This is a genomic window from Sulfitobacter marinus (genome assembly GCF_900116285.1).
In the GTDB taxonomy this organism is placed as follows: Bacteria; Pseudomonadota; Alphaproteobacteria; order Rhodobacterales; family Rhodobacteraceae; genus Sulfitobacter; species Sulfitobacter marinus.
Map to the genome: position 1 here is coordinate 39,410 of NZ_FPAJ01000001.1, position 25,476 is coordinate 64,885.

Below are 25,476 nucleotides of genomic sequence, written 5' to 3' on the forward strand. Positions count from 1 at the left end.
AAGGGCTGCATTTACGGCCAAGTGCGGGGATGGCCTTTACTTCTTATATGTCTGCCGCGTTGGAACAAGCCCGCGCCGCCGCCTTGCGCGGCGAGGTGCCGGTGGGTGCCGTGATCGTCGGGCCGCAAGGTCAGATCGTGGCGGCGGCGGGCAATAGAACGCGTGAGTTGAACGATCCCACCGCCCATGCCGAGATGCTTGCCATCCGCGCAGCCTGTGATGCTGTCGGGTCCGAGCGGCTTGGCGGCCACGCGCTTTATGTCACGTTGGAGCCTTGCGCGATGTGTGCCGGTGCGATCGCGGCGGCGCGTATAGCGCGGCTGTATTACGGGGCCAGCGATCCCAAATCTGGCGGTGTGGCCCAAGGGGCGCGGGTGTTCAGCCATCCGCAATGCCACCATGTGCCCGAAGTCTATGACGACATCGCAGGGCAGGAAGCCCAAGCCATGCTAACCGATTTTTTCGCAGGCAAAAGAAAAGGATAACCCGATGGCAAGCCGAGACGAGTTAAGCCTTTTCATTCGAGATGCCTTGACCGCGGGCAACAGCCGCGCAGATATCACCGCTGCGTTAACCGATGCCGGTTGGAGCAAGACCGAGATCATCGATGCGTTGGACGCATGGGCTGAGACGGCATTTACCCCGCCGGTGCCGCGCCCCGTGCAAACCGTGTCTGCGCGGGATTTCTTTATCTATGCGTTGACCTTTGGGGTGTTGTTGGTGGGCGCGATCAATCTGGTGATTGTGTTACAGGTGCTGGTCGACCTGCTGTTCGAAGAGGATGGCTATGCGGTTTTCGGGCGGATTCGTTTTGGCGTTTCGGTTCTGATCGTTGCGGCCCCGCTATACCTGTGGCTGACGTTGCGCGAACGCCGCAGATTGGCCCGTGACCCTGCGCTGCACCGGTCGGCAATCCGAAAATGGCTGACATATATTGCGCTTTTGCTGGCGGCTGGAACATTGCTGGGTGATCTGGTCGCGACGATCTATGCCCTGCTTACCGGAGACCTAACCGCGCAATTCATGCTAAAGGCGGGCATCGTTGGGCTGGTCGCTGGGGGGATATTCCTTTTCTATTATAACGCGATACGGCAAGAGGACGCTGAATGAACCGCGTGTTGCTTATCGGGTTTTGTCTGATGGTCGCTGTGGCAATAGGTGCAGGGCTTTGGGTGGTTGGCGGGCCGGGCTACGCCCGCATGGTCGAGCAGGACCGCCAACGGGTATCTGATCTTGGAACTTTAGCGGATCGGATCGCTTGTAAGGGCCAGTCAGAGCGCAAGTTGCCCGAAAGCCTTGAAGATGTGGCACCGTGCCCGGGGTATCAGGACTCAAACCAGCATGATCCGGTGACCAACGAACCCTATCGCTATACCAAACTGAACCTAAACAGTTTCGAGGTCTGCGCCGAGCTGGCCCTAGACCCTAAAACCCCGCGCAGGATCTTGCCGTTTAAAAACGACCTGATCCTACGCGGGGGTAATATTGTCTGCATCGCGCGTCACGAGGATGACACCCAAAGCGACTAAAACGTGATCGCTTGCATCACTTGCGGTTCGATCACGTTGACGCCCGGCAGGCCGTCATCCAATACCTGCGCGGATTGTTCCAAGAGCGGCATGGTGCGGTAATGGCAAGGGATCACGGTCTTGAAATCGAAGTAACGTTTGGCAGCATAGGCGGCTTCGGCCATGCCCATGGTGAAATGCCCGCCTGCTGACAGAATGCCAATGTCAGGTTTGTGAAAATCACCGATCCAATCCATGTCGGCCATGATGCCTGTGTCGCCCGATACATAGATTGAATGGCCTTCGCCCTTGATCACAAGTCCGGCTTCGCTGCCCATGTAGTTCGGCATGCCGTCCACATTCACGCTTGAGGAATGCGACGCTGGCACCATTGAGACGCTGACATTGCCGCGCGCGATCGTGCCGCCCATGTTGAAGCTGTCACCTGCAATGGCACCTTGGGTCCCAAGGTACTGGGCCAGCTCATACATCCCAGAGACCGGAACGTTCAGATCCTTGGATATCTGAGGCACGTCGGCGATATGGTCGAAATGCGCATGGGTCACAAGAATCTCAGTGGCCCCGTTCAGTGCCGCGCTGTGTTGGCTTTCCTCAAGCATTGGATTGCCGGTCAGCCAAGGATCGATCAGCAGGACCTGATCTTCGATTTCGATGCGAAAGCTGCCGTGGCCGAGCCAGATGATATTCATGTGTCTTCCCTTTGGTTGATTCACCCGACTGTAGCGTGTGATGCAGATTTGGGGAGCCTCCGGCGGGAGTTTATTTGGCAAAATGAAGCTGAAGTGCGGGGAATGGGACAATCACCGCCCGCCCAGACTTGCAGGGGGCTGCGGGGGGCGGTAAACGGCAGACAAAGAGATAAGGAGCGCCCATGTCCATTGACGAGACCACCGCCGCACGGGTGGCCAAGCTGGCCCGTATCAAGGTTGAACCAGACGCGTTGCCCGCGCTGGCGCTGGAATTCAATACGATCCTTGGCTTCATCGAACAGCTGAATGAGGTTGACGTTGATGGGGTTGAGCCGATGACGTCAGTGACGCCTCAGGTTTTGAAGCGGCGCGATGATGTGGTGCGTGACGGGGGCCAGCAGGCCAAGGTTCTGGCCAATGCGCCAGACGCGCGCGAAGGATTTTTTGCGGTTCCGAAGGTGGTTGAGTAATGACTGATTTGAACAAACTGGGCCTTGCCGATGCACGCGATGCGTTGCGCAAAGGGGATGTGTCATCGGTCGAGCTGACCAACGCATGTTTGAGCGAGATTGAAGGCGCGGGTGCCTTGAACGCCTTTGTCCATCACACGGCGGATCTGGCCGCAGATCAAGCCAAAGTGGCCGATGCACGGATCAAGGCGGGCGATGCGCCTGCCATGTGCGGATTGCCGATTGGCATCAAAGATCTGTTCTGCACTAAGGGCGTGCCATCGCAAGCCGGATCGCGGATTTTGCAAGGCTTCCTACCCGAGTATGAAAGCACCGTGTCGCAGAACCTGTTTGACGCAGGCGCTGTGATGTTAGGCAAGCTGAACATGGATGAATTCGCCATGGGATCGTCGAACGAGACATCTGTTTATGGCAATGCTGTGAACCCTTGGCGGCGTGCTGGCGATGACGCACCGCTGACACCGGGGGGATCGTCGGGCGGGTCTGCGGCGGCGGTTGCTGCGGATTTGTGTTTGGCCGCGACGGGTACGGATACTGGCGGGTCGATCCGTCAGCCTGCGGCGTTTACAGGCACGGTTGGCATCAAGCCCACCTATGGCCGCTGTTCGCGTTGGGGTGTGGTGGCCTTTGCGTCCTCGCTGGATCAGGCGGGACCGATGACCAAAACCGTGCGTGATGCAGCGATCATGTTGGGTGCAATGGCCGGTTATGACGCCAAGGACAGTACATCGGCAGACTTGGCGGTGCCCGACTTTGAGGCGGCGCTGACCGGCGACATCCGTGGTAAAAAGATCGGCATCCCGCGCGAATATCACATGGATGGCATGCCCGAGGAGATTGAGAAACTCTGGCAGGATGGCATTGCAATGATGCGCGATGCTGGGGCCGAGATCGTTGATATCTCGCTGCCACACACGAAATATGCGCTTCCGGCCTATTACGTGATTGCCCCGGCCGAGGCGTCATCGAACCTCGCGCGCTATGACGGGGTGCGCTATGGTCACCGTGCCAAGCTGGATCAGGGCGACGGCATCACTGAAATGTACGAAAAAACCCGCGCCCAAGGGTTTGGCCCCGAGGTTCAGCGCCGCGTGATGGTTGGGACATATGTGCTAAGCGCCGGTTTTTACGATGCTTATTACAACCGCGCCCGCAAGGTACGTACGCTGATCAAGAAGGATTTCGAGGACGCATTTGCCGCTGGCGTTGACAGTATTCTGACACCTGCAACCCCTTCTGCCGCATTTGGCTTGGGCGAGATGACGGATGCCGATCCCGTTGCTATGTATCTGAATGACGTCTTTACCGTGACCGTAAACCTTGCCGGTTTGCCCGGGATTGCGCTGCCAACGGGCACCAGCTCCAAGGGCCTGCCATTGGGCTTGCAGCTCATCGGACGTCCGTGGGAAGAGGCCGATCTGCTGTCTACCGCCTATGCACTTGAGAAGGCGGCGGGGTTTGTAGCCAAGCCAGACAAATGGTGGTAAAAGACTGCCAATAAAGCAGTAAATGAAAAAGCAGGAAAAATGATTAAACCACTCTCGCTCGTTGCAGTTTTGGGCATGGCCCTATCTGCGTGCCAACCCGCAATCCCCGACAGTGGGCGCGGTGCGGGGTTTGATGATTTTCAGGCGCAGCAAGCCCAACGTGACGCGGCCCTCGCGGCAAGCACGCAGAGGGCACTTCCGGCACCTTCTGCTGTGACCGCAACTGCGTTGTCTGCCCCCGAGGACGGATCGGCGGCCGCGACAGCGGCTGAAACGGCGCGGGTTCTTGATGCAACGCGCCCCGGTGGCCTTGGCAATGACGCGGCTACGAACTCCGGTGTCGCACCGATCAACGCCAGTCCCGCAAACCCGGCACCGCCGGTTCTGAATGCCGAAGGAATATCGCAGGAAAACAACTTTGACGCCGTCGCGGGTGAACGAACCATTGAAGGTGACGCCGCACGTATCGCAGCAAACCGCGCGCAGTACCGCGTGGTCGAGCCTGAGGCTCTGCCAGAGCGCAAAGATGCCGGACCCAATATCGTTTCCTATGCTTTGCAAACCAAACATAGCATTGGAACTGCGATCTATACCCGCCGCGGTCTGAACAAGGAACGCAAATATGTGCGGGCCTGTGCCGAATACAGCCACCCAGATCAGGCCCAAATTGCCTTTCTCAGCGCAGGCGGGCCCGAACGCGATCGGGCCGGCATGGACCCCGATGGTGATGGCTACGCATGCGATTGGGATCCGGCCCCCTACCGTCGGGCAATCGAGGGGTAGGGGCCAAGCGTGGCCAACGTCATCAAACATATTTCGCCAAACCAAGGGCCGCGCCGCAACGGGCTGCGGCCCTCGCTCGTTGTGATCCACTATACAGCAATGCAAACCGCAGCGGATGCGCTGGAACGGCTGTGTGATCCCGCAGTCGAGGTGTCGGCGCACTACCTGATCAGCACCACGGGCGATGTCATCCAAATGGTCGAGGAAGACCAACGCGCCTGGCACGCAGGGCAGGGTGAGTGGGCAGGCCAAGACGATATCAATTCCCGCTCCATCGGGATCGAGCTGGACAACACGGGCGATCATCCGTTCTCCGAGCCGCAGATGAGCGCGCTTGAAGCCCTTTTGGGGGGTATTTTAGGCCGATGGGATATCCAACCTGATGGGGTCATAGGGCACTCTGACATGGCACCGGGCCGCAAGTCAGATCCCGGCCCACATTTCGATTGGGCACGCCTTGCACGACAAGGGCTGGCAGGCCAAGGCAGACCTAACCGCCCCGCCGCTGCCCCATCCCCTGAAACCTTCACCGCACACGCAAAACAAGCAGGCTTTACCGCCGACGCAGCACTTGAGACGCTATTGGCCACCACACGCCTGCGCTTTGCCCCGTGGCGCACCGGACCGCTCTGCGCGGAGGACATGAACCTGTGCCACATGCCCGCTTCCAAATGGAAATAAATCCCCGCCGGAGGCATCCCAGCCCCAAAACAGATTGACGTCGCACAAAATAAAACGCTAGGCGTGCAGCGCGCGGAAGGCTGGATGGCCGCGGTCTTGGTAACAAGGTCGAGGAAAGTCCGGACTCCCAGGAAAAACGGTGCCGGGTAACGCCCGGGCGGGGTAACCCGACGGACAGCGCCACAGAAAACAAACCGCCACCCCGGCGGGTCGGGCAACCGATACCACCGGGACGGTCAGGGTGAAACGGTGCGGTAAGAGCGCACCGCGGGGGTGGTAACATCTCCGGCACGGCAAGCCCCACCGGGAGCAATGCCAAATAGGGACCGCGTGCTGCGTCTGGCAACAGACAAAGCGGGGCTTTTTCTGCCCCAGCAGGTCCGGGTTGGCAGCTATAGCCCTGCAGGTAACTGTAGGGTCAGAGGAATGGTCATCCCCTGTCTTCGGACAGGGACAAAATCCGGCTTATAGGCCTTCCGCGCATTATTTCAGGCCCGTATCGGAATTTTTCAAAAATTCCGGCCCGGAAAATTCGAATTTTCCGGCTCCATTCCGCATTGGTGGGGAAATAGCGGTTGACTCGGGGGCTGGCGTGACTAGAACCCAAATCTCAGGATTTCACGAGGTTTGGCCGACAGCGGCCTTCTCGTACTTGCAGGAGAACGACTATGGCGAAGCCAACCACGATCAAGATCCGTCTGAACTCGTCCGCGGGCACAGGCCATTTCTACGTCACAAAGAAAAACGCGCGTACCATGACCGAAAAGATGGTCATCAAAAAGTATGACCCCGTTATTCGGAAGCACGTCGAATACAAAGAAGGCAAGATCAAGTAAGATCTGCCCTTTGAACGGAATGCAGGACCGCACCCTTGTGTGCGGTCTTTTGCGTTTGTACGACTGTTTCTAAAGGTGCACGCGCCGCACCCGCATCCAAAGGCGACCCTATGCCCAAAGAAGGCCACTTTATAAACCGGAGCAATTGGCTGCGTGCGGCTGTACTGGGTGCCAATGATGGCATCGTTTCGATGTCCAGCCTGTTGGTCGGTGTAACGTCGGCTGGCATGGCCTCCGGGAATGTGATGCTAACGGGCTTTGCAGGGCTTACCGCGGGCGCGCTGTCGATGGCAGCGGGGGAATATGTCTCGGTGTCCGCTCAGGCCGATGTTGAAGCTGCCGACCTAGAACGCGAACGCGTCGCATTGGAAGAAGATCCTGATTACGAACTTGAAGAATTGGCCGAAGGCTTGGAAAGCCGGGGCGTAGACGCGGCATTGGCCATCAAAGTTGCGTCGCAGATGACCGACCATGACGCCCTTGGTGCCCACGCCCGCGAAGAGCTGGGCATGTTCGGGCTTGCCGGTCAGGCAAACCCCTTGCAGGCCGCTGGTGCCTCTGCGGTTGCCTTTGGTCTCGGGGGCGCATTTCCCTTGGCTGCAGCGCTTATGGCCCCGCAGGCGGCAGATATCAGCGCAATAGCAGCGACCGCGGCTTTAGCGTTGGTTTTGCTGGGTGGTGGCGGTGCCAAGCTGGGTGGTGCGCCGATGCGACCTGCGATTACACGTGCCGTCATTTGGGGCGTCGTAGCGATGCTGTTCACCGCCGGCGTTGGGCAGTTTTTCAACACGACTGTCGCGTAAGCGGCGCGCTTACAGACGGTAGCCCCCTGATACGGTCAGAACTTCGCCCGTAACAAAGCTTGCATCGGCGCTGACCAGAAACCGGACGGCACGGGTAATGTCTTGGGGCGTTCCGATCCGGCCCAAAGCGGTCTCTTTCACAAACAGCTCTGTCAGTGTATCAGGGCGCGGGTTTTCGGCAATGTTGATGGCACCCGGTGCGACGGCATTAACGCGGATGCCTTGCGGCCCCAGTTCTTTGGCCATGGCCCGCGTCCACAGGTTTAACGCGGCCTTGCTGGCCCCAAAAAGTGCGGCCCCCTTGGGTGGCAGCACGGCATTCATCGATGATATATTCACAATCGCAGCACCGCTTTGCAGATGTGGCAGGGCGGCGGCCAGCAGATCTGCTGGGGCCAGCACATTTATGGCCAGCAGTGCATGCTGCTCTGTCGCATCAAAGCTGTCCAACGGGGTCGAGCGGACAGCGCCAGCGTTATTAACAATCACATCCAACTGCCCAAAATGCGCGATCGTCTGTTTCACCACCTCGGCGCAGGCCCCGTCTTGGGTCAGGTCTGCTTGGATAGCGAGGATACCATCCGGCAGCGCCTTTGGCGGGGATGTGTGCCAAACAATCGCGACGTTGTGATCTTGTGCCATATCATCGGCAATGGCGCGCCCGATGCCGATGGCACCCCCTGTGACAAGGACAGTTCTGGGCATGGGGTATGGACCTTTCATTCAGTTTAGTGGGGCGGCAAAGGGCGCACTCGTAACTGCATATCCGCGCCTCTGTGGCGTCCGGCGGCAGGTCTTTGTCACACATCTTGCAATTGGGGCGTAGCTCAAGCATCGGCATGGGCCCAAAAAACGCGACGGCAGGAGGGTATGCAAGGGGGCAGGGCATGAAAAAGGCCCGCCAGATTTCTCTGACGGGCCTTTATAGTCTTAAGCGTCTAAGACGCGTTTATTCGCGGTTGCCGAACAGTTGCAGCAACATCATGAACATGTTGATAAAGTTCAGGTACAAGCTCAGTGCGCCCATGATACCAGACTTTGCCAGCCATTCTTGGTCGCCATGTTGGGCGTGCGCAAGATAAGTGTTCTTGATGTTTTGCGTGTCATAGGCAGTCAGACCCGCAAAGATCAGTACGCCGATGGCAGAGATCGCAAACACCAAGGCAGGCGAGCCCAAGAAGATGTTGACGACAGATGCAACGATCAGACCGATCACACCCATGATCAAGAAGCTACCCCAACCGGAAATATCCTTCTTGGTGGTGTAACCCCACAGCGACAGACCCGCGAAGGCGATCGATGTGATCAGGAAGATCTGAATGATCGAATAGCCTGTGAAGACCAAGAAGATCGAGCTGATGGAAATACCCATGACAGCAGCAAACGCGTAAAACAGCGTCTGTGCAGTCGCTGCCGAAATTCTGTTCATGGCAGCGCCAAGACCAAAGACAAAGGCGAGCGGCGCAAACATCACAACCCACTTAAGCGGCGACATGTACAAGGCTGACCCGAACGAGGTCAGATATTTATCAGCCCCAATCTGCGCAACAGCGGCTGCAGGGTCTGTTGTAACTGCAAGACCGGAAATGGCCCAAGCAGCGGCAAAGGTGATCAACATGCCAATCGACATGGTGCCATACACCTTGTTCATATGGGTGCGCAGCCCCTCGTCGATAGCGGCGGCGCGGGATCCGGCAGCGGACCGGATTGTATTCACGTCGGCCATGAAAGTCCTCCAATTGGTAAAAGAGTTGCGGGATTGGTTTTCCGACCCCGGTATTGCATGGAATATCGGGTGACTGGCGCGGTTTTTCAAGGCTTTTCCGCCGATTATCGGTAAGTGGTTTCAATTAAGATAACGCATTAACGATGTCGTACCCGCGCAGTGCGGCGCTTGTTTTCCGGGTGTGTGGTGGTTGGGCGAGATCCTGGGCTGAGCAGGGGCCGCAAGCCGGCGTTAAAACAGCAGCTTTTACGGGGTCACGTCCCAGTATATTTGCCGGTTTTGTAAATCCCCTTGCACTTTTCATCACAGTATCTGATGTTTTCCATGAAAACATCACGAAAGCGAATGAATGAGAAACCTAGATATCACCACGCTTCGGTCCTTTATTGCTGTTGCAGATACTGGCGGGGTCACCCGAGCCGCAGGTTTCCTGCACCTGACCCAATCGGCTGTGTCAATGCAGCTTAAACGTCTGGAAGAGCTGTTGGATCTGGTGCTGCTGGACAGATCGGGCCGCACAATTGCGCTGACCGAGAGCGGTGAACAGGTGTTGGCCTATGCGCGCCGCATGATTGCTTTGAACGATGAAATGATTGGCAGGCTGACGGATCAATCGCACGAGGGGGTAATTACCTTGGGGGTGCCCCATGACATTGTCTATCCGGCGATCCCCCAAGTCCTCAAACAGTTTCATTCGGAGTTCCCACGGGTTCGGGTGCAGCTGGAATCTTCCTATACGCGGACACTCAAGGAGAGCTTTGCCAAGGGGGCCTGCGATCTGATCGTGACAACGGAAGGCGGTCTGGACAGCGGTGGTGAGACGCTTTGTCAAAAACCGCTGATCTGGATCGGGGCACCTGGCGGTGCGGCATGGCGTCAGAGGCCGCTGAAGTTGGCTCTTGGTCGCTTTTGCACGTTCCGGCCGAAAGTGATCGAAGCGCTGGACCAGCAAAACATCAAATGGGATCTCATCGTTGAGACAGAAAGCGACCGCACCATTGAGGCGACGGTAAGCGCCGACTTGGCGGTGCATACGATGATTGACGGCACAGAGCCCCCGCATCTTGAGCGTGTACAGCATCATGGCGCGCTGCCATCCCTGCCTTCACAGAATATTAACCTTTATGGTGCGTCAGAAAAGCGCAATATAGTGCACGATTCGCTGGCAACCATGATCCGTGACATGTTTCAACGCTGATCAGGGTAAATGGCACCTCTGTCGCAGGTCGCAGTGATTTCAAAACGACGCGCAGGCACCTGTGCATATTTGCCGCATTGCACCTGCTTCAGGCTTCGCGCACTGACGTATGTCAGGGAATTATCCAATAAGGACAATAATATGATCACGATACACCTATAGCGTGCAACTAACGTTTGGGGACGACACATAAATGCCTTTTTTCACATTTAGGTATCGCGGCGCGCCTAAATGCACGTATAGGGTGTGTTTTCCTTTTGGGGAATTTGCATCTGCAAATGTTTGAATAAAGAATTATGCCCCGAACTTATTAGGGATCATACGCATTCGGACTTTATTTGTGAGCATTTAAAGAGTAAATGAGGCCCTAAGGCTGTGGGGACGGCGAGTTTTGCCTGTTTCCGCTAGATGTAAAACGTACTGCACATGTTTTTGTGCATGCAACTGGAAAGAGTATAGCGATGCCGCATAAAGTAGATGTTCATGTAGGACAGCGTATCCGTCAACGCCGGTGGTTGGCCGGAATGACGCAACAAAAGCTTGCAGAACTGGTGGGAATTAAATTCCAACAGATCCAAAAATACGAAACGGGTGCGAACCGCGTTAGCGCGTCGCGTTTGTGGGATATCGCGGATGCATTGGGTGTGGATGTCGCGCATTTCTTTGAGGGGCTCGAAGCCGAAAAAGGCCAATCCGATGGTCTATCCCAAAGCATCCCTGCCGACCTGATCGGCGACAAGGAAGCGATGGATCTGGTGCGTTCATACTATTCTATACCTGAACATCAACGCCGCCGCCTTTTTGAGCTGGCTCGCGTCCTAAGTGATGTGGCCTGATTTCGGATCACTTAGCCTGACAGGCAAGTAGGTCAAGGTTATTGCAACGGTAATAAGTTGATGTCACTGACAGTGTCATGACTATTCGAAATGATCTTGATCCCGATATCCTGCGCGTCGGCCATTTATTGGCCGATGCTGCCCGAGTAGAGACACTGGCGCATTTTCGTGCGTCGGATCTGTCGGCTGATAACAAACTTTCGCAAGGCTATGATCCTGTCACCATCGCGGACCGCGCAGCGGAACGCGCCATGGTGGGTATTCTTGCGCGCGAACGGCCAGATGATGCCGTTCTGGGCGAGGAGTATGGCGCTGTTGCTGGCACGTCCGGCCTGACATGGGTATTGGACCCGATTGACGGCACCCGGGGGTTTGTCTCTGGGACGCCAACTTGGGGCGTGTTGATTGCCGTGGGTGACAGAGACGGACCGTTTTTCGGGATCATTGACCAGCCCTATATTCGTGAACGCTTCATTGGGGGGCCGGGACTGGCTACGGTTACGGGGCCAAGTGGCACACATGCGCTGAAAACGCGCCCCGCACGCGATCTGTCCGATGCGACTGTTTTCACCACCTTCCCAGAAGTTGGCAGTATCGCCGAGGGCGCGGCATTTCAGCAGGTCGCGCAGCGCGCCCAACTGACCCGCTATGGTATGGATTGCTATGCCTATGCGTTGGTCGCTGCGGGTCAGATCGATCTGGTGATTGAATCTTGCTTGAATGCTTATGACATCCAGGCCCCCATAGCCGTCATTCAAGCCGCAGGCGGGATCGTTACTGATTGGCAGGGCGGCCCGGCGCACCAAGGGGGGCGGGCAGTCGCGGCGGCGAACGCGGATATCCATGCGCAGGCGCTTGATATCCTGCGGGGGTGTCCCGCGTGACGGGGGTTCTTGTCCGCAATGCGGATCATATCCTGACGATGGACGACACACGCCGCGAGCTGGCGGGGGCTGATATCGTGATCCGTGATGGTGCCATCGCAGAGGTCGGGTATGGCCTGTCTTGCGAGGGAGAGGTCATCGACGCAGCCGGATGTGTCGTAACACCGGGCCTGGTGAATACGCACCATCATTTATACCAGAACTTAACCCGTGCTGTGCCGGGGGGGCAAAACGCGCTGCTGTTCGGCTGGCTGCGCACGCTCTATCCGATTTGGGCGCGGTTCACGCCGGACCATATGTTCACCTCGGCGCAGATAGGGCTGGCAGAACTGGCGCTGTCGGGCTGCACCCTTAGCGCGGATCATTTGTATCTTTATCCCAACGGATCGCGGCTGGAAGACACCATTCACGCCGCTCAGGAAATTGGTCTACGTTTTCAGCCGACCCGCGGCGCGATGAGCATTGGTGAAAGCGATGGTGGGCTGCCGCCCGATGCCGTGGTCGAGGAAGAGGCCGCGATCTTGAACGATTGCATCCGGGTGATTGACGCCTTTCACGATGCCAGCCCGTCGTCCATGTGCCGGGTGGGCGTTGCCCCCTGTTCACCGTTTTCTGTAAGCCGTGACTTGATGCGTGATGCTGCAGTCTTGGCGCGGGACAAGGGCGTGATGCTGCACACGCATCTGGCCGAAAACGAAGAAGACATTGCCTATTCCCTAGAGACATTCGGCTGTCGGCCCGGACAATATGCCCAAGATCTAGGATGGGTCGGGCCTGACGTGTGGCACGCCCATTGCGTCAAGCTGGACCAAAGCGAGATTGAGCTGTTCGCGCAAACTGGTACTGGCGTAGCACATTGTCCCTGCTCCAATTGTCGTTTGGGGTCCGGCATCGCCCCACTGCGCGATCTGCGCGATGCGGGCGTGGGGGTCGGTTTGGGCGTCGACGGATCGGCTAGCAATGATGCCGGCAATCTGGTCGCCGAGGCGCGGCAGGCCATGCTGTTGCAACGTGTCTCGCAGGGCGCTGACGCGATGAGCGCGCGCGAAGCGCTGGAAATCGCAACCCGCAGCGGCGCTGATGTTCTGGGCCGGCCCGAATGCGGGCGGATCGCCGTGGGCGCGCGGGCGGACATTGCTATTTGGGATGTCAGTGGGATTGAGAGCGCGGGCAGTTGGGATCCGGCAGCCCTGTTGATGGCAGGACCACAAACGGTGCGGGATTTGTTGGTTGAAGGTCGGCGGGTTGTTTCGGACGGACAGCTGAAAACCATTGATCTGCAAGCCCAGATCGCGCGGCAAAAGACCCTGGTACAGGGTTTGCAGGCGCAGCTTTAAAACAGGTGATCGATCCAAAGGCGTGGCTGCGCCACATTGTATTTTAGGCGCGCGTTTAGATGTGAGCCCACCTGAATGAGCGGCGTGGGTGGTCAGACGTCTGATGCTCCGCAAGGAGTTTTCTTGGCAAAATGAAATAGCTTTGAAATGCGACAGATTAGGTTCGTTTTTTGCCGCCGACCCAGACATCTTGGATGGCGCGGTCATCGCCCATCATGATGGTGGCAAAGAGTTGGTCCCAGATGGTTTCGGCGTTGTTTGCCCTTTGGGCGATGGCAGGGGTGGATGACAGGTCGAGCACGGTGATGTCAGCCTCAAACCCCGGGGCAAGGCTGCCGATTTTGTCATGCAGGTGCAAGCTGCGGGCGGAACCGGCGGTGGCGAGCCAGATCAACTGGGCAGCGTGCAGGGGGGTGCCACGCAATTGGCCGATCTCATAGGCCGCGGCCATCGTGCGCAGCATCGAGAAGGAAGAACCGCCGCCCGTATCGGTGGCCAGTCCAATAGGGATATAGCGCGCGGCAAGGCCTGCCATGTCAAACAGTCCCGACCCGATAAAGGTGTTCGAGGTGGGGCAATGGACGATAGACGCGCCGCTGCCTGCAATTTGGTCGATTTCGCGCGGTTCAAGGTGGATCGCATGACCGAAAACGGCGCGGTCACCGAGCAGGCCATGTTCTTCGTAGGTATCCAGATAGTCGCGGGCATGGGGGGCGAGGTCGCGGACCCATGCGATTTCATCGACCTGTTCGCTTAGATGGGTTTGCATCAGACAATCGGGTCGCTCGGACCAGAGCGTGCCCAGAGCGGCAAGCTGTTCGGGGCTTGAGGTTGGTGTGAAACGCGGGGTGATCGCATAGCTGGCGCGGCCTTTGCCATGCCAGCGGTCGATCAAGGCCTTGCTATCATCATAGGCCGATTGCGCCGTGTCGCGCAGGCCCTCTGGCGCATTGCGGTCCATACAGGTTTTGCCGGCGACGATCCGCTGACCGCGCGTGGCGGCCGCGTCAAAGATCGCATCGACGCTGTGTGGGGCGATTGTGGTATAGCTGCTAACCGTTGTCGTGCCGTGGGCAAGGGTGAGATCCAGATAGCGCCCTGCAATCTCGCGGGCATAATCTGGGTCAGACAGGCGCATTTCCTCGGGGAATGTATAGCGGTTCAGCCAGTCAATCAGTCGCTTCCCCCAGCTGGCGATGATGGCGGTCTGGGGATAATGTGCATGGGCATCGACAAATCCGGGGCAAATAAGCGCATCGCCATAATCGGTGATCTGCGCAGTGGGATAGGCTTTGCGCAAGGCGTCGGCCGATCCGACTTCGGCGATATGGCCGTCCTTGATCAATACGCCGCCGGTACTGTCGATTGACACCGTATCTTCCCAGTTTTGGGAGAGCGGATTGCCCGAGAATAGCAGGGTGTGGCCGAGGAGAAGCATGTGCTGTGTCATTGCGCCATCTTAGGCTGTCGCGGCGGTAGGGACAATCGGTCGGATGGGCTTTTCGCACCATTGTATCCCTGCTTGGCGGCGCTTATTGTTAGCGCAAATCTTTATGGGGACGCGCTATGTCTGATCAAACGCAAGAACTGGAATTGGCGCCCGAAGCAGAAGACGAAGCCTATAAACTGAACCAAAAGGCCGTTGCTTCGATCCTTTATGCGGTCGAGATTGATGATGCCGAGCGGCTGACCGAGTTGATGGAACCGTTACACGCGGCTGACATCGCCGACCTTTTGGAACAAATCAGCAGTTTCGAGCGCACCAAGCTGATCCGGCTTTATGACCGAGAGTTCGACGGGGAAATCCTGTCGGAGCTGGACGAGTCCATCCGCGAGGAAGTGATCGCGGTTCTTGCGCCGCAGGTTTTGTCTGATGCTGTGCGCGACATGGACAGCGACGACGTGGTTGATCTGGTCGAGGACCTTGAGGACGCGCAGGCCGAGACGATTTTGGACGCCTTGGAGGATGTGGACCGGGCGGCGGTCGAACAGGCGCTGGCCTATCCTGAGTATTCCGCCGGACGCTTGATGCAGCGCGAGGTCGTGATGGCCCCGGAACATTGGACAGTGGGTCAAGCCATCGATTTCCTGCGCAAAACCCCCGAGGATGATCTGCCGGACCAGTTTTATCACATCGTCTTGGTCGATCCGCGGATGCACCCGGTGGGCAATGTGACTTTGGGCAAGCTCATGCGCTCAAAGCGGGCGACGCTGCTTAGGGATATTCTGGAAGATACATTTCAGGTCATTCCGGCCACGCAGCCCGAGGGCGATGTGGCCTATGCGTTTAACCAGTACCACCTGATTTCGGCACCAGTTGTCGACGACGAGGGTCGGCTGATTGGGGTGATTACAATTGATGACGCCATGACCGTTCTGGATGAGGAACACGAGGAAGACATCTTGCGCCTGGCTGGGGTGGGCGAGGGGTCGTTGTCGGACCGTGTGATCGAGACGACAAAACAACGCCTGCCGTGGCTGGCTGTGAACCTGCTGACTGCGATTGCCGCATCCATGGTGATTTCCCAGTTCGAGGTCGCGATTGCGCAGATTGTGGCGCTGGCCGTGTTGATGCCGATCGTGGCGTCCATGGGCGGAAATGCGGGAACGCAAAGCCTGACCGTCGCCGTGCGCGCCATTGCGACGCGCGATTTGACCGGATCGAACGTGTGGCGGGTGATCCGGCGTGAATGTCTGGTGGGTTTGGTCAATGGGGTGATTTTTGCGGTGATCATGGGCATTGTGGGGGTGATCTGGTTCGGATCACCCGCGCTGGGCTATGTGATCGCGGTCGCGATGGTGATCAATATGGTGGTGGCCGGGTTGGCTGGCACCGGCATCCCGATTGTGCTGGAAAGGGTGGGGGTCGATCCGGCGCTTGCATCGGGGGCCTTTGTGACCACTGTAACCGATGTGGTCGGCTTTTTCGCCTTTCTCGGGCTGGCCGCTGCTGTGTTGCTGTGACCGATCTGACCGCCATCAAAGACGCGGCGCGCAAGGCCGCGTTTGCCCGGCGCAAACCGCTGTTTGATGCGGCCAACGACGCGCAGGCTGGATACCTAAGCGAGGTTCTAGCGGGCTATCGCGGCGTGCCTTTGTCTGGCTTCATGCCGATACGGACAGAAATTGACCCGCTACCCGCCATGGCAGAGGCGTCGGCTCATGGGGTGGTGGGTGTGCCCGTCATTGCCGCTGCGGGCGAACCTTTGCGCTTTTCCCGCTGGACGCCCCAGGCAGCGATGACCAAGGGGCCGTTTGGTGCGCAGGTGCCTGTGTTCGAGGACTATTTCGAACCGGAAATCCTGATCGTGCCCTTGCTGGCCTTTACGCGGGGCGGCGATAGGCTGGGCTATGGCGGTGGGTTTTATGATCGCACCTTGGCACAACTGCGCGCGCGGCGGGCGACGCTGGCGATTGGTTTTGGCTTCGCCGGGCAAGAGGTCGATGACCTGCCGTTAGAGCCCACGGATGAACCGCTTGACCTGATCGTGACCGAAGCGGGTGTGATTGACATAAAACGGTGACGGATGTCCGGCGCGCCCATTGCGTTGTCTCGTCATGCGGCTAAGCGACAGCAACGCCGCGTTTTGGCCCTGCGGCTAAATTTCCGACGCGCAGCCCCTTGCCCTTGTCCGCGTCGCGGCCTAACGCTTGGGACATGAAAATACTCTTTCTTGGCGATGTCATGGGCCGTGCCGGCCGCCGTGCAATTAGCGAAAACCTGCCCCGTCTGCGCAAAGACTGGAAGCTGGATTTCGTCGTGGTGAATGGCGAAAACGCGACCTCGGGGATGGGGCTGTCTGGGTTGCATGCGAAAACTCTGCTTGAGGCAGGGGCCGACTGTCTGACCCTTGGCGATCATGCGTTCGACCAAAAAGATATGCTTAGCTTTATCGAGCAGGAACAGCGTATTATCCGGCCTTTGAATTTCTCGAAAAATGCGCCGGGCAAGGGTGCGCGCCTTTTCACCGCGCAGAATGGTCGCAAGGTACTGGTCGTTCAGGCGCTTGGTCAGGTGTTCATGAAACGCCCCTTCGATGATCCGTTTTCAGCGTTGGAGCCGGTGCTGAAAACCCACCCCTTGGGCGGCTTGGCCTCTGCGGTGATTGTCGATATGCATTGCGAAGCCACATCCGAGAAAATGGCCATGGGGCATTGGTGCGACGGGCGCGCCAGCCTTGTTGTTGGCACCCATACCCATGTGCCCACATCTGACGCGATGATCTTGCCGGGCGGGACGGCCTATTTATCCGATGCGGGGATGTGCGGCGATTATCATTCCGTCATCGGGATGGAAAAAACCGAACCCCTGCGCCGCTTTATCACCGGTATGCCCAAAGACCGCTTTACCCCCGCCAATGACGAGGCAACCCTGTCTGGTGTCTACATCGAAACCGATGATCGCACCGGCAAGGCAACCCGCATCGTTCCAGTGCGCCAAGGCGGCAAACTGCAACAAAGCGCCCCGTGACACGCGCACAAGTCGCCTTTTTCACGGCGTTCTTGGCGGTGCTGGGGGCGGGCTGGGGCTTTACCCAACCAATGACCAAGATTTCGGTCAGCACGGGCTATCAGCATTTCGGGCTGGTGTTCTGGCAGATGGTGATCGGCGCGGTGTTCATGACGTTGATCAGCACCCTGCGCCGCCAGCGCCTTCCGCTTGGTCCGTGCTATCTGCGGTTGTATCTTATCCTCGCGGTGATCGGTACCGTGCTGCCGAACTCAGCATCGTATCAGGCGGCGGTCTGGCTGCCGTCAGGGGTGCTGTCGCTGCTGCTTAGCCTTGTGCCGATCTTTGCCTTTCCCATCGCGCTTGCTATGGGGTTGGATCATTTCAGCTATCGCCGCCTTGCCGGACTGGCCTGCGGCTTGGTGGGGGTGCTTTTGCTGGTGCTGCCGGGGGCTGATGTCTCCATGAACCTGCCGGCATTCTGGATCGCGATCGGGCTGATCGCGGGCCTGTGCTATGCGATCGAGGGGAATATCATCGCCAAATGGGGCACCCTTGATCTGGGTGCCTTTCAGGTGTTGCAGGGCGCGTCGATCGTCGGGGCCGTTTTGACCCTGCCGGTGGCCCTGATGACGGGCCAGTTTATCGACCCGACCCCGCCATGGGACATTGCACAATGGGCGTTGGTGGTGTCATCACTGGTGCATATGGCTGTCTATGCGGGTTACGTCTGGCTGGTCGCACGGGCTGGGCCGGTCTTTGCCGTTCAGGTCAGCTATCTTGTAACGGGGTTCGGTTTGCTTTGGGCCAAACTTATCCTGTCCGAAACCTATGCCCCGACGCTGTGGATCGCCCTTGGCATCATGTTTGCGGGCCTGTATTTGGTGCAGCCACGGCCCAAAGCGGCGCTTGCCCAAACTGCTGCAATCGGCGAAACTGACGGCTAGCTCATACCTCCTTGATAGGCTGGATATACCTCGAATGGACCTTCTGAACCTGTCGCAAAGCACCTCGGCGATCCTCGCGTTGACGATTGTTGCTGTGATGTTTGTCATGTTCTTGCGCGAATCCCTCCCGACCGAGGTGGTCGCCCTTGCCGGGGCCGCGCTGATGCTGGTGCTTGGCATTCTGCCTTATGATGATGCGCAAGCGGTGCTGCAAAATTCGGCCCCCTGGACGATTGCGGCTATGTTTATTGTAATGGGGGCGTTGGTGCGCACGGGCGCGCTGGATGTGTTGACACGTCTGGCCGAACGCTATGCGAAAACCAATCCGAAAACCACAGTGGTGGGGGTGATCATCGCCGTTATGGCGGCCTCGGCCATTATGAACAACACGCCTGTGGTGGTGGTGATGATCCCCGTGGTGGTACAGCTTAGCCAGACCTTGGGGACCAAAGCCTCCAAACTGTTGATCCCGCTGAGCTATGCGGCGATCATGGGCGGCTCGCTGACCCTGATCGGGACCTCGACCAACCTATTGGTGGATGGGGTGGCCCGCAGTCAGGGGCTTGACCCCTTTGGCATTTTTGAAATTCTGCCTATTGGTCTGGTGGTCTGCGCTTGGGGGCTTATCTACATGGCAGTCTTCGCGCCCCGGCTTCTGCCCGCGCGCGATAGCATGGCCAATATGCTGTCGGACCGCTCAAAGATGAAGTTCTTTACCGAGGCGGTGATCCCGCCGGAATCCAACCTGATCGGGCGTGAAGTGCTGGACGTGCAATTGTTCAAACGTGAAGGCGTGCGGTTGATCGATGTGGTGCGCGGCGATCAATCCCTGCGGCGCGATCTTGCGGCGGTTCAGCTGCGGGTAGGCGACCGCGTGGTGCTGCGCACACAGATGACAGAGCTGCTGAGCCTGCAAGCCAACAAGGAGCTCAAACGCGTCGATCAGGTGTCTGCGGTGGAAACCTCAACGGTCGAGGTGCTGATCACGCCGGGCTGTAAAATGGTGGGCCGGTCCTTGGGCGCGCTGCGCCTGCGCCGCCGCTACGGGGTCTATCCGATGGCGGTGCACCGCCGGAACCAGAATATCGGTCGGCAATTGGACGATCTGATCGTCAAAGTCGGCGATACCTTGCTGCTCGAAGGGGCGATGGAAGACATCCAACGCCTCGCGTCCGACATGGACATGGTCGATGTCTCGCAACCGTCGGCGCGCGCGTTCCGGCGCGGACATGCCCCCATTGCGATAACGGCCCTGGCGGGCATTGTTATCTTTGCGGCCCTCAACGTGGCCCCAATCCTGCTGCTGGCAGTCATCGCCGTGGCGCTTGTGCTGGTTACCGGCTGCATTGATGCAGACGAGGCCTTTACCTTTATCGACGGACGGCTGCTGGCGCTGATCTTTTCGATGCTGGCCATCGGGGCAGGGCTGCAAAATTCGGGCGCGATCAATCTCATCGTCGATAATATCGCGCCGTTCCTCGGCACGCTGTCGCCGTTTTATGTGATTTTCTCGGTCTTCCTGCTGACCACCATCTTGACGGAAATCGTCTCAAACAACGCCGTTGCCGTCATTATGACCCCCATCGCCATCAGTCTAGGCACCGCCCTTGGCATGGACCCGCGCCCGCTGGTGGTTGCGGTCATGATCGCCGCCTCTTGCGCATTCGCAACACCCATCGGCTATCAAACCAATACGCTGGTTTATGGCCCGGGCGGCTACCGCTTTACGGACTTCATGCGCATCGGCATTCCGCTGAACCTGACCATGTCCGTGCTGGTCTCTTCGGTCATCCCGCTTATCTGGTAAAACGCGCGCCCCTCGTTCTCTGGCTCAAAGATATCCCGGGGGTATGGGGGCTGGCCCCCATTTTGTGCTGTGTGTGGGGGCTGGCCCCCATGTCACGCTTTGATCACATCACAATGGCCAGAATACCAAGATCGCAGGGATGGAAACCGCAACTACGATGATCTCAAGCGGCAAACCCATCCGCCAGTAATCCCCAAAGGAATAGCCACCGGGCCCCAAGATCAAGGTGTTGTTCTTATGCCCGATCGGCGTCAGGAACGCGCTTGAGGCCGCCACTGCGACCGCCATTAGAAACGGGTCAGGCGACACTTCTAATGTCTGGGCCATCTGAATGCCGACCGGGGCTGCGACGATGGTGGTTGCCGTGTTGTTCAGGACGTCTGACAAAGTCATCGTCACGATCATCAAGACGGTCAACACTGCCCATGCGGGCAATCCGCCGGTAAGATTGACCAAAGCGCCCGCGATCAACTCGGTCCCGCCGGATGTCTCTAGCGCGGCACCCAAGGGGATCATGGACCCCAGCAACACCACCACCGGCCATTCGATATGGGTGTAGAGCTCGGACAGGGGAACAATCCTGGCCAGTACATAGGCCACAACCACCAACCCAAGGGCGACAGGCAGATAGATAAGCCCGAAACTAGCGGCTGTGACGGCACCGCCAAACAACCCGATGGCCAGCCACACCTTGCTGTTTTCAGTCACCGCAAGGCCGCGGTCGGCGAGGGGGAGCACACCGAGCCATTCCACCACATGGGCTGCCGTATCGCGCGGCACGAGCAAAAGCAGGATATCGCCGGCCCGCAATTCGGTTTTGCGCAGCTGCGCGGTGATCTTTTTGCCCTGCCGTGAAATACCAAGCAGCACCGACCTTTGCCGCCATGCCAAGCCAATGGTCTGGGCCGAGCGCCCGTTCAGACGGGAGTCATTTGGTACGACGACCTCAATGATCTCGACACCTTCTCCGTCCGCATGCAGTAAGTCTTGGCGGGTGCTATCTGCGACCGACAGATCAAGCGTGCTGCGAAATTCGTCAAGCGCATCCGGCGTCGCCTCAAGCACCAAGGCATCACCAGCCTGCAAGGCCACATTGCGGGCCTGACCATAGACGCGGGCCCCGTCGCGGATCAGTCCCAGCATCGCCACGTCGGATTTATCTGCAGTCTCTTGCAGCTCGGCAAGACGTTTGCCGATCTGTTTACTGCCTTCGGGAACCGTCAATTCGGCGATGTATTGGGACAGATCCTCGGGCTTGAGGGCGCTGTCATCGCGGGCCGGGATCATGCGCCAGCCGACCAGCGCCACAAATGCTAACCCTGCAATCGCGGCAATCCCGCCGACCGGGGCAAAATCAAACATGCCAAAGGGCGCACCCAGTGATTCTTGGCGGATGGACGCGATGATGATGTTAGGCGGCGTCCCAATCAGCGTCACCATGCCCCCCAGAATTGTCGCAAAGCTGAGCGGCATCAGGCTTAGCCCCGGCGACCGCCCGGCCTTGCGCGCGGTTTGGATGTCGACGGGCATCAGCAATGCCAGCGCCGCCACATTGTTCATGAAGGCGGACAAAACACCGCCGACCAGCCCCATCATGGTAATATGCGCGCCCAGACTGCGCGAAGCATCAACCATCGTGCGGGTGATCAGAAGTACCGCCCCTGACCGCACCAACCCCGCGGAGACAACAAGAACAAGCGCCACAATCAGCGTGGCAGGATGGCCAAAGCCGTCAAAGGCATTCTTGCTGTCGACCACCCCCAGCACCACGGCGATCATCAACGCGGAAAACGCTACCAGATCGTAGCGAAATCGCCCCCAAAGCAGCATGCCAAAGACGGCGGCGAAGAGTGTGAACAGGGTAATCTGGTCTTGGGTCATGGAATGGATCGCTTGAATTGGGGTGTTTGTCCAAGCCCTAACAGTCAGAATGGGGGCTGTCTGCCCCCAAACCCCCGAGGATATTTGAAAGCCAGAGAAGTTGGGTGCGTTGATGCGCTGCGTGGCTTGTTCGTGGGCAAGCGCTGGCCTATAAGGCCACAGTTCCGGAATTACGCAGACGAGGTTACCATGGCAGGCCATTCAAAATGGGCAAATATCCAGCACCGTAAAGGGCGCCAGGACAAGTTGCGCGCGAAGGTGTTTTCGAAGATGTCGAAAGAGATCACCGTTGCCGCCAAAATGGGTGACCCCGACCCCGATAAAAACCCGCGTTTGCGTCTGGCGATTAAAGAGGCCAAATCGGTTTCCGTGCCAAAGGATGTGATTGACCGCGCGATCAAGAAGTCCACTGCGGGCGAGGGCGAAGATTACGAAGAAATCCGCTATGAGGGCTATGGCCCCAATGGTGTTGCCGTCATCGTTGAGGCGATGACTGATAACCGCAACCGCACGGCCTCCACGGTTCGTTCCACCTTTACCAAAAACGGTGGCAATCTTGGTGAAACCGGCAGCGTCGGGTTCATGTTCGACCGCAAGGGCGAAATCACCTATCCGGCAAGTGTAGGCGATGCCGACACGGTGATGATGGCCGCAATTGAGGCCGGTGCTGAGGATGTGGAGAGCACGGAAGAGGGCCATGTGATCTGGTGTCTGGATACGGATCTGAATGACGTGGCCACGGCGCTTGAGGCGGAATTGGGCGAATCTGAGAGCACCAAGCTGGTGTGGCGACCCACCACTACCACCGAGATGGATCTGGAAGGCATGGAGAAGCTGATGAAGCTGATTGATGCGCTGGAAGATGATGATGACGTGCAACGCGTCACTACGAATTTCGAAGCCTCTGACGCGGTTATGGAACAGCTATAGGCCTTCAGGCCGTCATTTCTGACAGTCTTGCGTCACGATGTAAAAAGCCGCCCTCCAGCGATGGGGAGCGGCTTTTTAGCAACTGGGTGATGCGTATTTGCGTTCAGCCGAACATCCGCGACATGCTAAAAAAGACACCAGGCGCGCGCGTTTTTTTTTCTGCCTTTGGCGTAGGCTTTTGCTGTGTGATCGTGGACAGCGCGCGTTTAACATCATTCAGGCGCGCCAATGCTTTTGCGCCGCCCGCGCTTGCCTGCACGCTGAGTATTTTTGCCTGCGTATGCAGTGCCGATTCAATAAGCGCTAATTCGCTTTGGCTGATTTCCAGCTTCTGTTTTTCGTCTGGCATAACAGTTTTCCTTAAATTGATTATGGTCAGATAGGTACTGTTGCGGGGTTTCGCCAGAGGATACGCGCGAGATCACGAATTTGTTTCATCCAGTATTTGCGAAAATCCGCCGTCAAGGGGAAAACCCGGTTAAGTAGCTTGCTTGTTTGCCTTTTCTGGCAGCCGTGTTAGGCAGTTTTATTCTTTCAACGAGGGTTTCATGAACGCTTTTCTGCCCGGCTTTGCCCTGAGTCTCACGTTGATCCTTGCGATTGGGGCGCAAAATGCCTTTGTTTTGCGGCAAGGTTTACGCAAAAGCCATGTGTTTTGGGTGTGCCTGACCTGTGCTGTGTCGGATGCTGCGTTGATCGCGGCGGGCGTTGCAGGTTTTGGGGCGTTGGGGCAGGCGGTGCCGTGGTTCGAGCCTGTGATGCGCTATGGCGGGGCGGCATTTCTGATCTGGTATGGTGCGCAAAATGCGCTTTCTGCCTGGCGCGGAGGAGAGGTACTTGAGGCTGACGGGGCCGGCCCGCTGACCTTGCGCCGGACGCTGTTGACGTTGCTGGCGCTGACCTGGCTGAACCCGCATGTGTATCTTGATACGGTGGTTTTGTTGGGGTCGATCTCGGCGCAGTATGACAACCGGCTGGCTTTCGGGGTCGGGGCCGTGACCGCTAGTTTCGTGTTCTTTTTTAGCCTGGGGTATGGCGCGCGGCTGCTTAGCCCGCTTTTTGCCAAACCCCGTAGCTGGCAAATCCTTGACGGATTGATCGCGCTCACCATGTGGGCGATTGCGGCCAAGTTGCTGTTGATGTGATCTTGTGATCGCCGCGCCATTAAGGAATGTATGGCGCATGGAACCTAAATCCCCACAACGGCCCGTCGTCGGCATTTTCTGGATGGTCATAACCGGCCTGCTGTTCATTTGTGTTACCGCACTGGTGAAATACATGGGGCCACGTCTGCCCGCAGCCGAGGCCGCCTTTATCAGATATGGTTTTGGGCTGGTGTTTTTGCTGCCAGCAATCGGTGCCTTACGGGCCGCGCATTTGACCCCTCGTCAATGGGCGTTGTTCAGTGTCCGGGGCGGGTTACATGGGATCGGCGTGATCTTGTGGTTTTTCGCGATGACCCGCATTTCCATCGCCGAGGTCACTGCCATGAACTATCTCGCGCCGATATATGTCACCATCGGTGCGGCGCTGTTTCTGGGGGAAAAGCTGGCATTGCGTCGGATGATCGCCGTTGTTTTGGGGCTGGTCGGTGCCGTCATTATCCTGCGTCCCGGGTTTCGCGAGCTTGCGATGGGCCATTATGCGATGTTGATCGCGGCGGTGGTGTTTGGCGGGGCGTATTTGTTGGCCAAAGTGTTGGCGGACGAGGTCAAGCCATCGGTCGTGGTTGCGATGATGTCACTGTTTGTCACGCTGATGCTGGCCCCCTTTGCGCTGCCCGTGTGGATCATGCCGACATGGCAAGAGCTTGGTATTTTGGCCGCGGTGGCATGTTTTGCGACAGGGGGGCATTACACGATGACCCTTGCCTTTGCCGCCGCACCGCTGACGGTCACGCAACCGGTTACGTTTTTGCAGTTGGTCTGGGCGACAGCCCTTGGTGCGTTGGTCTTTGCGGAACCGATTGATATCTGGGTGATCATCGGCGGCTTAGTGATCTTGGGGTCGGTGACCTTTATCACCTGGCGCGAGGCGATGTTGAACCGGCAGATCACCCCGGCCAGCCCCGCGACCAAGCTTTAGCTGGCACAAAATTCGGGGCCTGCGGGCCTTGTGCAAACTGTGATTTTCGCTCGTTATTGACTCGCCGGTCAACAACCCTACATCTACCCTCGAAACCGGAATCAAACCGACCGGAAA

At 58.0% G+C, this 25,476-nt stretch carries 28 protein-coding genes and 1 other RNA gene; 22 read left to right on the plus strand and 7 right to left on the minus strand.

Annotation, left to right across the window (positions count from 1 at the left end):
* Nucleotides 1–29: 29 nt before the first annotated feature.
* The 3 genes from BM347_RS00175 to BM347_RS00185 are packed head-to-tail and all read left to right on the plus strand — an operon-like array spanning nt 30 to nt 1,529.
* Nucleotides 30–485, plus strand: coding sequence for a nucleoside deaminase (locus BM347_RS00175; protein ID WP_093914427.1), 456 nt, complete (start codon nt 30–32; stop codon nt 483–485).
* Between the two features lie 4 nt (nt 486–489).
* Nucleotides 490–1,110, plus strand: coding sequence for a DUF5671 domain-containing protein (locus tag BM347_RS00180; protein WP_093914428.1), 621 nt, complete (start codon nt 490–492; stop codon nt 1,108–1,110).
* On the plus strand, nt 1,107–1,529 hold the full coding sequence (locus tag BM347_RS00185; RefSeq protein ID WP_093914429.1) for a hypothetical protein: 423 nt from the start codon (nt 1,107–1,109) through the stop codon (nt 1,527–1,529). Before BM347_RS00180 ends, BM347_RS00185 begins: the two co-directional genes overlap by 4 nt.
* Here BM347_RS00185 and BM347_RS00190 read toward each other — a convergent pair.
* Nucleotides 1,526–2,218 carry a metal-dependent hydrolase gene (locus BM347_RS00190; RefSeq protein WP_093914430.1) on the minus strand — a complete coding sequence of 231 codons (693 nt, stop codon included), beginning with the start codon at nt 2,216–2,218 and terminating at the stop codon, nt 1,526–1,528. The two genes, BM347_RS00185 and BM347_RS00190, sit on opposite strands and share 4 nt — an antisense overlap.
* Before the next feature lie 182 nt (nt 2,219–2,400).
* On the opposite strand from BM347_RS00190, the gene gatC reads away from it, so the two are divergent.
* The 7 genes from gatC (at nt 2,401) to BM347_RS00225 (ending at nt 7,278) form a co-directional block, all read left to right on the plus strand.
* Nucleotides 2,401–2,688: an Asp-tRNA(Asn)/Glu-tRNA(Gln) amidotransferase subunit GatC gene (gatC, locus tag BM347_RS00195; RefSeq protein WP_093914431.1), complete on the plus strand. Its 288-nt coding sequence runs from the start codon at nt 2,401–2,403 to the stop codon at nt 2,686–2,688.
* On the plus strand, nt 2,688–4,175 hold the full coding sequence (gene gatA, locus BM347_RS00200) for an Asp-tRNA(Asn)/Glu-tRNA(Gln) amidotransferase subunit GatA (protein WP_093914432.1): 1,488 nt from the start codon (nt 2,688–2,690) through the stop codon (nt 4,173–4,175). Before gatC ends, gatA begins: the two co-directional genes overlap by 1 nt.
* Before the next feature lie 39 nt (nt 4,176–4,214).
* On the plus strand, nt 4,215–4,958 hold the full coding sequence (locus BM347_RS00205) for a hypothetical protein (RefSeq protein ID WP_093914433.1): 744 nt from the start codon (nt 4,215–4,217) through the stop codon (nt 4,956–4,958).
* Between the two features lie 9 nt (nt 4,959–4,967).
* Complete coding sequence (locus BM347_RS00210; RefSeq protein WP_093914434.1) at nt 4,968–5,639, plus strand: N-acetylmuramoyl-L-alanine amidase; 672 nt, start codon at nt 4,968–4,970, stop codon at nt 5,637–5,639.
* A gap of 72 nt (nt 5,640–5,711) precedes the next feature.
* Nucleotides 5,712–6,123: RNase P RNA component class A (gene rnpB / locus BM347_RS00215), an RNA gene on the plus strand.
* 184 nt (nt 6,124–6,307) lie between these two features.
* Entirely contained in the window at nt 6,308–6,475 is a 168-nt protein-coding gene (gene rpmG, locus BM347_RS00220) for a 50S ribosomal protein L33 (RefSeq protein ID WP_005852281.1), read from the plus strand.
* A 110-nt stretch (nt 6,476–6,585) separates the two neighbouring features.
* Nucleotides 6,586–7,278: a VIT1/CCC1 transporter family protein gene (locus BM347_RS00225; RefSeq protein WP_093914435.1), complete on the plus strand. Its 693-nt coding sequence runs from the start codon at nt 6,586–6,588 to the stop codon at nt 7,276–7,278.
* A gap of 9 nt (nt 7,279–7,287) precedes the next feature.
* Here the strand turns inward: BM347_RS00225 and BM347_RS00230 are convergent, their stop codons facing one another.
* Genes BM347_RS00230 through BM347_RS00240 form a run of 3 tightly spaced genes read right to left on the minus strand, consistent with a single transcriptional unit; the run spans nt 7,288 to nt 9,004 of the window.
* Nucleotides 7,288–7,983, minus strand: a complete 696-nt coding sequence (locus tag BM347_RS00230) for an SDR family NAD(P)-dependent oxidoreductase (RefSeq protein ID WP_093914436.1) — start codon at nt 7,981–7,983, stop codon at nt 7,288–7,290.
* Nucleotides 7,922–8,167, minus strand: a complete 246-nt coding sequence (locus tag BM347_RS17740; protein WP_342742162.1) for a DUF1272 domain-containing protein — start codon at nt 8,165–8,167, stop codon at nt 7,922–7,924. The genes BM347_RS00230 and BM347_RS17740 overlap by 62 nt, the downstream gene beginning before the upstream one ends.
* Nucleotides 8,168–8,227: 60 nt before the next feature.
* Nucleotides 8,228–9,004, minus strand: coding sequence for a Bax inhibitor-1/YccA family protein (locus tag BM347_RS00240; protein ID WP_093914437.1), 777 nt, complete (start codon nt 9,002–9,004; stop codon nt 8,228–8,230).
* A 349-nt stretch (nt 9,005–9,353) separates the two neighbouring features.
* Between BM347_RS00240 and BM347_RS00245 the strand changes: the two genes are divergently transcribed.
* The 4 genes from BM347_RS00245 (at nt 9,354) to BM347_RS00260 (ending at nt 13,259) form a co-directional block, all read left to right on the plus strand.
* Complete coding sequence (locus BM347_RS00245) at nt 9,354–10,202, plus strand: LysR family transcriptional regulator (protein ID WP_093914438.1); 849 nt, start codon at nt 9,354–9,356, stop codon at nt 10,200–10,202.
* A gap of 461 nt (nt 10,203–10,663) precedes the next feature.
* Nucleotides 10,664–11,038: a helix-turn-helix domain-containing protein gene (locus BM347_RS00250; RefSeq protein WP_093914439.1), complete on the plus strand. Its 375-nt coding sequence runs from the start codon at nt 10,664–10,666 to the stop codon at nt 11,036–11,038.
* A gap of 77 nt (nt 11,039–11,115) precedes the next feature.
* The gene (locus BM347_RS00255) at nt 11,116–11,922 is read left to right on the plus strand and encodes an inositol monophosphatase family protein (protein ID WP_093914440.1); all 807 of its coding nucleotides are present in this window, start codon (nt 11,116–11,118) and stop codon (nt 11,920–11,922) included.
* The gene (locus BM347_RS00260; protein ID WP_093915333.1) at nt 11,919–13,259 is read left to right on the plus strand and encodes an 8-oxoguanine deaminase; all 1,341 of its coding nucleotides are present in this window, start codon (nt 11,919–11,921) and stop codon (nt 13,257–13,259) included. The genes BM347_RS00255 and BM347_RS00260 overlap by 4 nt, the downstream gene beginning before the upstream one ends.
* Before the next feature lie 157 nt (nt 13,260–13,416).
* Here BM347_RS00260 and guaD read toward each other — a convergent pair whose 3' ends face one another.
* Nucleotides 13,417–14,709 (minus strand): guanine deaminase, encoded by a 1,293-nt coding sequence (gene guaD / locus BM347_RS00265; RefSeq protein ID WP_093914441.1) that lies wholly within the window; start codon nt 14,707–14,709, stop codon nt 13,417–13,419.
* A gap of 116 nt (nt 14,710–14,825) precedes the next feature.
* Between guaD and mgtE the strand changes: the two genes are divergently transcribed.
* From mgtE to BM347_RS00290, 5 genes are all read left to right on the plus strand, one after another.
* Nucleotides 14,826–16,223 (plus strand): magnesium transporter, encoded by a 1,398-nt coding sequence (mgtE, locus tag BM347_RS00270; protein ID WP_093914442.1) that lies wholly within the window; start codon nt 14,826–14,828, stop codon nt 16,221–16,223.
* The gene (locus BM347_RS00275) at nt 16,220–16,783 is read left to right on the plus strand and encodes a 5-formyltetrahydrofolate cyclo-ligase (RefSeq protein WP_093914443.1); all 564 of its coding nucleotides are present in this window, start codon (nt 16,220–16,222) and stop codon (nt 16,781–16,783) included. Before mgtE ends, BM347_RS00275 begins: the two co-directional genes overlap by 4 nt.
* 134 nt (nt 16,784–16,917) lie before the next feature.
* Nucleotides 16,918–17,730: a TIGR00282 family metallophosphoesterase gene (locus tag BM347_RS00280; protein ID WP_093914444.1), complete on the plus strand. Its 813-nt coding sequence runs from the start codon at nt 16,918–16,920 to the stop codon at nt 17,728–17,730.
* Nucleotides 17,727–18,656 (plus strand): DMT family transporter, encoded by a 930-nt coding sequence (locus BM347_RS00285; RefSeq protein ID WP_093914445.1) that lies wholly within the window; start codon nt 17,727–17,729, stop codon nt 18,654–18,656. Before BM347_RS00280 ends, BM347_RS00285 begins: the two co-directional genes overlap by 4 nt.
* Before the next feature lie 34 nt (nt 18,657–18,690).
* Complete coding sequence (locus BM347_RS00290) at nt 18,691–20,463, plus strand: SLC13 family permease (RefSeq protein WP_093914446.1); 1,773 nt, start codon at nt 18,691–18,693, stop codon at nt 20,461–20,463.
* 108 nt (nt 20,464–20,571) lie between these two features.
* On the opposite strand, the gene BM347_RS00295 is transcribed toward BM347_RS00290, so the two are convergent.
* Entirely contained in the window at nt 20,572–22,344 is a 1,773-nt protein-coding gene (locus BM347_RS00295) for an SLC13 family permease (RefSeq protein WP_093914447.1), read from the minus strand.
* A gap of 189 nt (nt 22,345–22,533) precedes the next feature.
* Between BM347_RS00295 and BM347_RS00300 the strand changes: the two genes are divergently transcribed.
* A complete protein-coding gene (locus tag BM347_RS00300; protein ID WP_093914448.1) occupies nt 22,534–23,274 on the plus strand; it encodes a YebC/PmpR family DNA-binding transcriptional regulator in 741 nt (246 codons plus the stop codon).
* A 103-nt stretch (nt 23,275–23,377) separates the two neighbouring features.
* Here BM347_RS00300 and BM347_RS00305 read toward each other — a convergent pair whose 3' ends face one another.
* On the minus strand, nt 23,378–23,623 hold the full coding sequence (locus BM347_RS00305; protein ID WP_093914449.1) for a hypothetical protein: 246 nt from the start codon (nt 23,621–23,623) through the stop codon (nt 23,378–23,380).
* Nucleotides 23,624–23,822: 199 nt separating this feature from the next.
* Between BM347_RS00305 and BM347_RS00310 the strand changes: the two genes are divergently transcribed.
* Nucleotides 23,823–24,419: a LysE/ArgO family amino acid transporter gene (locus BM347_RS00310; protein WP_093914450.1), complete on the plus strand. Its 597-nt coding sequence runs from the start codon at nt 23,823–23,825 to the stop codon at nt 24,417–24,419.
* A gap of 37 nt (nt 24,420–24,456) precedes the next feature.
* Nucleotides 24,457–25,359 carry a DMT family transporter gene (locus BM347_RS00315; RefSeq protein WP_093914451.1) on the plus strand — a complete coding sequence of 301 codons (903 nt, stop codon included), beginning with the start codon at nt 24,457–24,459 and terminating at the stop codon, nt 25,357–25,359.
* The last annotated feature ends 117 nt before the right edge of the window (nt 25,360–25,476 follow it).

Coding starts and splice junctions, on each gene's coding strand:
- BM347_RS00175 (WP_093914427.1), top strand. CDS start 30: ATGGCCTTTACTTCTTATATGTCTGCCGCGTTGGAACAAGCCCGCGCC.
- BM347_RS00180 (WP_093914428.1), top strand. CDS start 490: ATGGCAAGCCGAGACGAGTTAAGCCTTTTCATTCGAGATGCCTTGACC.
- BM347_RS00185 (WP_093914429.1), top strand. CDS start 1,107: ATGAACCGCGTGTTGCTTATCGGGTTTTGTCTGATGGTCGCTGTGGCA.
- BM347_RS00190 (WP_093914430.1), bottom strand. CDS start 2,218: ATGAATATCATCTGGCTCGGCCACGGCAGCTTTCGCATCGAAATCGAA.
- gatC (WP_093914431.1), top strand. CDS start 2,401: ATGTCCATTGACGAGACCACCGCCGCACGGGTGGCCAAGCTGGCCCGT.
- gatA (WP_093914432.1), top strand. CDS start 2,688: ATGACTGATTTGAACAAACTGGGCCTTGCCGATGCACGCGATGCGTTG.
- BM347_RS00205 (WP_093914433.1), top strand. CDS start 4,215: ATGATTAAACCACTCTCGCTCGTTGCAGTTTTGGGCATGGCCCTATCT.
- rpmG (WP_005852281.1), top strand. CDS start 6,308: ATGGCGAAGCCAACCACGATCAAGATCCGTCTGAACTCGTCCGCGGGC.
- BM347_RS00225 (WP_093914435.1), top strand. CDS start 6,586: ATGCCCAAAGAAGGCCACTTTATAAACCGGAGCAATTGGCTGCGTGCG.
- BM347_RS00230 (WP_093914436.1), bottom strand. CDS start 7,983: ATGCCCAGAACTGTCCTTGTCACAGGGGGTGCCATCGGCATCGGGCGC.
- BM347_RS17740 (WP_342742162.1), bottom strand. CDS start 8,167: ATGCCCTGCCCCCTTGCATACCCTCCTGCCGTCGCGTTTTTTGGGCCC.
- BM347_RS00240 (WP_093914437.1), bottom strand. CDS start 9,004: ATGGCCGACGTGAATACAATCCGGTCCGCTGCCGGATCCCGCGCCGCC.
- BM347_RS00245 (WP_093914438.1), top strand. CDS start 9,354: ATGAGAAACCTAGATATCACCACGCTTCGGTCCTTTATTGCTGTTGCA.
- BM347_RS00250 (WP_093914439.1), top strand. CDS start 10,664: ATGCCGCATAAAGTAGATGTTCATGTAGGACAGCGTATCCGTCAACGC.
- BM347_RS00255 (WP_093914440.1), top strand. CDS start 11,116: ATGACTATTCGAAATGATCTTGATCCCGATATCCTGCGCGTCGGCCAT.
- guaD (WP_093914441.1), bottom strand. CDS start 14,709: ATGACACAGCACATGCTTCTCCTCGGCCACACCCTGCTATTCTCGGGC.
- mgtE (WP_093914442.1), top strand. CDS start 14,826: ATGTCTGATCAAACGCAAGAACTGGAATTGGCGCCCGAAGCAGAAGAC.
- BM347_RS00280 (WP_093914444.1), top strand. CDS start 16,918: ATGAAAATACTCTTTCTTGGCGATGTCATGGGCCGTGCCGGCCGCCGT.
- BM347_RS00290 (WP_093914446.1), top strand. CDS start 18,691: ATGGACCTTCTGAACCTGTCGCAAAGCACCTCGGCGATCCTCGCGTTG.
- BM347_RS00295 (WP_093914447.1), bottom strand. CDS start 22,344: ATGACCCAAGACCAGATTACCCTGTTCACACTCTTCGCCGCCGTCTTT.
- BM347_RS00300 (WP_093914448.1), top strand. CDS start 22,534: ATGGCAGGCCATTCAAAATGGGCAAATATCCAGCACCGTAAAGGGCGC.
- BM347_RS00305 (WP_093914449.1), bottom strand. CDS start 23,623: ATGCCAGACGAAAAACAGAAGCTGGAAATCAGCCAAAGCGAATTAGCG.
- BM347_RS00310 (WP_093914450.1), top strand. CDS start 23,823: ATGAACGCTTTTCTGCCCGGCTTTGCCCTGAGTCTCACGTTGATCCTT.
- BM347_RS00315 (WP_093914451.1), top strand. CDS start 24,457: ATGGAACCTAAATCCCCACAACGGCCCGTCGTCGGCATTTTCTGGATG.